At 65.3% G+C, this 225-nt stretch carries 1 protein-coding gene; it reads right to left on the bottom strand.

All coding sequences use genetic code 11. From position 1 onward, the window contains the following. On the bottom strand, window positions 1-225 hold a 225-nt coding region (locus tag FEZ63_RS25065), incomplete at both ends, for an Ig-like domain-containing protein (RefSeq protein ID WP_150949572.1).

Below are 225 nucleotides of genomic sequence, written 5' to 3' on the forward strand. Positions count from 1 at the left end.
GGTCGGGGTCGGGGTGGGCACGGGGATCGGTGCGGTGTCTGCGCTCTTGACCGTGATCGTCACGGTCGCGGTGGAGCTGTGACCGGTGGAGTCCGTAAGCGTGTAGTCGAACGTGTCGGTGCCGACGAAGCCCGCCTTCGGCGTGTAGGTTACCGAAGCCGAGTCGCTCCCTGACGACAGCGTGCCGTTCTTGGGGTTCACGACCGTGGCATTCGTCCAGTTCAC

The sequence above is a fragment of the Microvirga brassicacearum genome (genome assembly GCF_008757455.1).
GTDB classification, from domain to species: domain Bacteria; phylum Pseudomonadota; class Alphaproteobacteria; order Rhizobiales; family Beijerinckiaceae; genus Microvirga; species Microvirga brassicacearum.